This is a genomic window from Prosthecochloris sp. (genome assembly GCA_015482705.2).
In the GTDB taxonomy this organism is placed as follows: domain Bacteria; phylum Bacteroidota; class Chlorobiia; order Chlorobiales; family Chlorobiaceae; genus Prosthecochloris.
Genome location: JADMLA020000015.1, coordinates 1 through 5,492, shown reverse-complemented (window position 1 = coordinate 5,492; position 5,492 = coordinate 1). Strand labels below are relative to the sequence as shown.

The following is a 5,492-nucleotide window of genomic DNA, read 5'->3' as shown; positions in this document are numbered from 1 at the left end:
GATATAATTATAAAATCATACTCTGGTGGAACCCCCACAGCGGGAAACTCAGAATATTATGATGGTGGCACGATTCCTTGGTTAAGAACACAAGAAGTCAAGTTTTCTGACATTGAAAACACAGAAGTTAAGATAACGCCCTCAGCATTAGAAAATTCGGCGGTCAAATGGATTCCTGCAAATTGCGTTATTGTTGCAATTTCGGGAGCGACAGCAGGACGGTCGGCTATCAATAAAATACCTTTAACGACTAACCAGCACTGTTGTTGTTTAGAAGTTGATCCCGAAAAAGCGTTATACCGATATGTTTTTCATTGGGTGAGTTTTAACTATGAAAACCTTAAGGGACTGGGGCAAGGCGCAAGAGGTGATCTCAATTCAGGTATCATAAAAAGTTTTAATATCCCTATTCCGTTTGCTGACGACCCCGAAAAATCGCTCGCCGAACAAGCCCGCATTGTCGCCATCCTCGACAAGTTCGATACACTAACTAATTCCATCAGCGAAGGCTTGCCTCGCGAAATTGCATTGCGACAGAAGCAGTACGAATATTACCGCGATTTGCTGCTGAGTTTCCCCAAGCCAGAGACAGAGGCATAAGATGAGTGAGACACTAAGGGAAATAGCTCAGCAGTTAAAGGATGCCGATAAAAAGGTACAGCTAATCTACGCATTCAATGGTGTGGGCAAAACGCGCCTTTCTCGAGAGTTCAAGCAGCTAATCTCTCCAAAAAGGAATGGTAATGGTGATCTCGAAAAAGCACCATTGCCACGCAATAAGATATTGTATTACAACGCGTTTACAGAAGATTTATTCTATTGGGATAACGATTTAGAGTTGGATGCCAAGCCTAAGCTGAAAATTCAGGCCAATTCGTATACTGATTGGTTGCTTACACTGCTTAAAGATCTCGGACAAGATGGAAATATCGTTAAGTATTTTCAGCACTACGCCAATGATAAATTGACACCTTATTTCAGTGAAGATTTTTCCGAGGTAACTTTTTTTCTGCAGGACGGTGAAAATGAGCGCCCGGATAACCTGAAAATCTCCAAAGGTGAAGAAAGTAATTTTATCTGGAGTGTTTTCTACACGCTGCTCGATCAGGTGATTACCATTCTCAATATTCCCGAACCCGATAACAGGGAATCAAATCAGTTTGATCAGTTGGAATATGTTTTCATTGATGACCCGGTTAGCTCACTGGATGAAAACCACTTGATAGAGCTGGCGGTCAACTTAGCGGGGTTGATCAAGTCCAGCGATTCTGGCCTGAAGTTTATCATCACAACGCACAGTCCTCTGTTTTATAACGTGCTCTACAATGAACTGAACAGTAAGGTCTGTTTTCTTCTGGAGCGTTTTGAAGATGGCACGTTCGCACTAATTGCAAAGCAAGGCGACTCCAATAAAAGCTTCTCTTACCATTTGTATTTAAAACAAATACTTGAAAAGGCGATTGCTGAGAAAAGGGTGCAGAAATACCACTTTACGCTATTGCGTAACCTTTATGAAAAAACCGCCAGTTTTTTAGGCTATCCCAGATGGTCAGAGTTGTTGCCTGATGATAAGCAGCTTTACTTCAACCGCATCATTCAATTCACAAGTCACGCTACATTGCCGAACGAGGCGGTCGCTGAACCAATTCCACAAGAGAAGGAAACCGTCAAGCTCTTGCTTGAGCATTTGATCGATAACTATGGCTATTGGCAAGAGAAGAAAGAGGATGGACAACATGCCTGATTACAAAACCATTGCAGAGTCGAAGAACTTCATCGTCCTCGATAAATACGACCGGGAATGGACGGTCTGTGAAAGCTACCAAAGCGAAGACGCTCTGGAACGGGAATTTATCCGTGACCTGAAAAACCAGGGCTATGAATACCTGCCTGATTTGAATACCCCTGAGAAAATGTTGGCCAACGTGCGCGAGCAGCTGCAGACGTTAAACAAGGTGCAGTTTTCAGACGGTGAGTGGATGCGCTTTGTGGAAACCTACCTCGATAAACCCAGTGACACCATCATTGACAAGACCCGTAAAATCCATGACGACTATATCCACGACTTTGTCTTCGATGACGGGCATATCCAGAACATCTATCTTGTTGACAAGAAAAACATTGCACGAAACACCTGTCAGGTAATCCGGCAGTTTGAACAAACTGGCACCCATGCTAACCGCTACGATGTGACGATCCTGATCAACGGTTTGCCCTTAGTACAGATCGAGCTGAAAAAACGCGGCGTGGCGATTCGTGAAGCCTTCAATCAGGTGCACCGTTACAGTAAGGAGAGCTTTAACAGCGAGCATTCCTTGTACAAATACCTGCAACTGTTCGTCATCTCAAACGGAACGGACAGCCGTTATTTCGCCAATACCACCCAGCGCAACAAAAACAGTTTCGATTTTACCATGAACTGGGCGAAGGCTGATAACAGCCTGATTAAAGACCTGAAAGATTTCACTGCCACCTTTTTCCAGAAAAACACCCTCCTCAAAGTGCTGCTGCATTATTCGGTATTTGATGTCAGTGATACCCTGTTGGTGATGCGTCCATACCAGATTGCCGCGACAGAACGCATGTTGTGGAAGGTGAAAAGCTCCCATGAAGCAAAAAACTGGAGCAAACCCGAAAGCGGTGGCTACATCTGGCACACCACCGGCTCCGGCAAAACCCTTACCAGTTTTAAAGCTGCGCGTTTGGCTACTGAGCCGGAGTTTATTGACAAGGTGTTTTTTGTAGTCGATCGAAAAGACCTGGATTACCAGACCATGAAAGAATACCAGCGCTTTTCGCCGGACAGCGTCAATGGCTCCGACAGCACCGCCGGCCTCAAACGCAATCTGGATAAAGATGACAATAAGATCATTGTGACTACCATCCAGAAGCTCAATAACCTGATGAAAGGTGAAAGCGACCTGCCGATCTACGATAAGCAAGTTGTGTTTATTTTTGATGAGGCACACCGCAGTCAGTTTGGTGAAGCACAGAAAAACCTGAAGAAAAAGTTCAAAAAGTTTTATCAGTTCGGTTTTACCGGCACACCAATCTTTCCGGAAAATGCCCTCGGTGCGGAGACCACGGCAAGTGTGTTTGGCCGCGAGCTGCATTCGTATGTCATCACTGACGCCATTCGTGATGAAAAGGTGCTCAAGTTCAAAGTGGATTACAACGATGTTCGCCCGAAGTTTAAGGCGATTGAAAGCGAGCTTGATGAGAAAAAGCTCAATGCTGCGGAAAACAAACAGGCCCTGCTGCACCCTGACCGCATCAAGGAGGTCACGCAGTATATCCTGAATAACTTCCGGCAGAAAACACATCGCCTGCAAACCGCTGCGAACGGCTTTAATGCCATGTTTGCCGTGAGCAGCGTGGATGCGGCCAAGCTCTATTACGAGTCCTTCAAACAGTTACAGGAAGGAAGAGAAAAGCCGCTGAACGTGGCCACGATCTTCTCGTTTGCGACCAATGAGGAACAGGATGCCGTAGGCGACATTCCGGACGAAAGCTTTGAAGTGTCCGCCATGAGCAGCAGCGCCAAGGAGTTTTTGACCGCGGCCATTGCAGACTACAACGCGCTGTTTAAAACCAATTTCGGCGTGGATAGAAACGGCTTTCAAAACTACTACCGTGACCTTGCCAAGCGCGTAAAAAGCCAGGAAATCGACTTGCTGATCGTTGTGGGGATGTTTCTGACCGGCTTTGATGCCCCTACGCTGAACACCTTGTTTGTCGATAAAAATTTGCGCTACCACGGCCTGCTGCAAGCCTATTCTCGCACCAACCGAATTTTTGATGCGACCAAGACCTTCGGTAATATTGTCACCTTTCGCAATCTAGAGCAGGCCACGGTCGATGCCATTACTCTCTTTGGTGATAAAAACACCCGAAACATAGTATTGGAGAAAAGCTACAAAGAGTACATGGAAGGCTTTACCGATAGGGTAACCGGTGAAGCACGCCGCGGTTATATGGAGGTAGTAACGGAATTACTGCAGCGCTTCCCCAATCCGGATGAGATGGAGAAGGAGTCCGACAAAAAAGCTTTCGTGAAACTGTTTGGCGAATATTTGCGAGTTGAGAATGTGCTGCAAAACTATGATGAATTTACCAGCCTGAAGGCCTTGCAAAATGTTGATATGACCGATCCTGAAGCGGTTGAGACATTTCAAGCCCTGTATTATGTAAACGATGAAGATTTGCAAGTTATGCAGGCAATAGAGATTCCTGCTGAACGCAAAATTCAGGATTATCGCTCTACGTACAACGACATTCGCGATTGGTTGCGTCAGCAAAAAGCTGCTGATCAAAAAGATTCGGCCGACATTGATTGGGATGACGTGATTTTTGAAGTGGACCTGCTTAAGTCCCAGGAGATCAATCTGGACTATATCCTGGAATTGATTTTCGAGCACAATAAGAAAAGCAAAAGTAAATCAGATTTGGTTGACGAAATACGCCGGGTGATTCGCACCAGCCTTGGTAACCGCGCCAAAGAAAGCCTAATCGTTGATTTTATTCATCAAACCGACCTTGACCGGATTGGTGACAAAGCCAATGTGATCGATGCCTTTTTTACCTTTGCCCAGGTAGCGCAAAAACGAGAAGCAGAAGAATTAATCGGTTCAGAAGGGTTAAATGAAGATACTGCAAAGCGTTATATCTCCACCTCGTTAAAACGGGAATTTGCCAGTGACAATGGCACGGAGCTCAATACCATTCTGCCTAGGATGAGCCCGTTAAACCCGCAATATCTCCCCAAAAAACAGAGCGTTTTCCAAAAGATAGCCGCTTTTGTTGAGAAGTTTAAGGGAGTTGGTGGCGAGGTTTAGTCAGAGCTCTCATCGAAAAAAAGATGATGAAATCGTTATCGATCGTCAACACATGCCTTGATTTACAAAACATTAAATCTCATTACCACCAAACAATTAAATCCCAAAATTATCACCTCCCTCTCCGCAAAATGAAAAGCCATCATCCCAACAGGGATGGTTGCAACAACTGTTTCCCAGGTTTTTCCCGAGGATCTATCGTTCACTGAAAGTCCCTATGGATGCCGGATCAAGTCCGGCATGACTTTGGAGGAGAGATAACAGGGTTGCTTTGGCCAAAACCAACTTTTCACTGACTGTTTTCAACCGATATTTCGTAATATCCATACCTGTATGAAGGCATACGAATGACGTACTCGAGTATTTGATGAATCCGAAGAAGTAAACGCAGGTATACATTTATGGCCCGGATTAAAGACGTAAGCCCTAAAAACGCCTATGCAATGATGAAAAAAGGTGCACTGCTTGTCGACGTTCGTACACCGCACGAAATTGCCAGAAAGTCATTCGATGTTCAGGATATCATGGAGATTCCTCTCAGCGGATTCCAGCAAAGAATGGAGGAAATACCGGCAACACGCAAGGTGATAATCGCTTGCAGGAGGGGTAATCGCAGCCTGTTCGCTGCGCGCCTTCTCGTCAACCATGGACACCGCA

General features: G+C 45.3%; 5 protein-coding genes. 4 read left to right on the top strand and 1 reads right to left on the bottom strand.

What is annotated here, in order from left to right:
* The 3 genes from QZ209_RS02675 to QZ209_RS02665 all read left to right on the top strand — a co-directional run.
* Positions 1–600 (top strand): restriction endonuclease subunit S (locus tag QZ209_RS02675; protein ID WP_294344460.1); only part of this gene is annotated, 600 nt, incomplete at its 5' end.
* Between the two features lies 1 nt (position 601).
* Positions 602–1,744: a hypothetical protein gene (locus QZ209_RS02670; RefSeq protein ID WP_294344458.1), complete on the top strand. Its 1,143-nt coding sequence runs from the start codon at positions 602–604 to the stop codon at positions 1,742–1,744.
* Positions 1,737–4,835, top strand: coding sequence for a type I restriction endonuclease subunit R (locus tag QZ209_RS02665; RefSeq protein WP_294344454.1), 3,099 nt, complete (start codon positions 1,737–1,739; stop codon positions 4,833–4,835). The genes QZ209_RS02670 and QZ209_RS02665 overlap by 8 nt, the downstream gene beginning before the upstream one ends.
* 195 nt (positions 4,836–5,030) lie before the next feature.
* Here the strand turns inward: QZ209_RS02665 and QZ209_RS02660 are convergent, their stop codons facing one another.
* On the bottom strand, positions 5,031–5,162 hold the full coding sequence (locus tag QZ209_RS02660; protein ID WP_294344452.1) for a hypothetical protein: 132 nt from the start codon (positions 5,160–5,162) through the stop codon (positions 5,031–5,033).
* Between the two features lie 74 nt (positions 5,163–5,236).
* Here QZ209_RS02660 and QZ209_RS02655 point away from each other — a divergent pair.
* Positions 5,237–5,492 (top strand): rhodanese-like domain-containing protein (locus QZ209_RS02655; protein ID WP_294344450.1); only part of this gene is annotated, 256 nt, incomplete at its 3' end.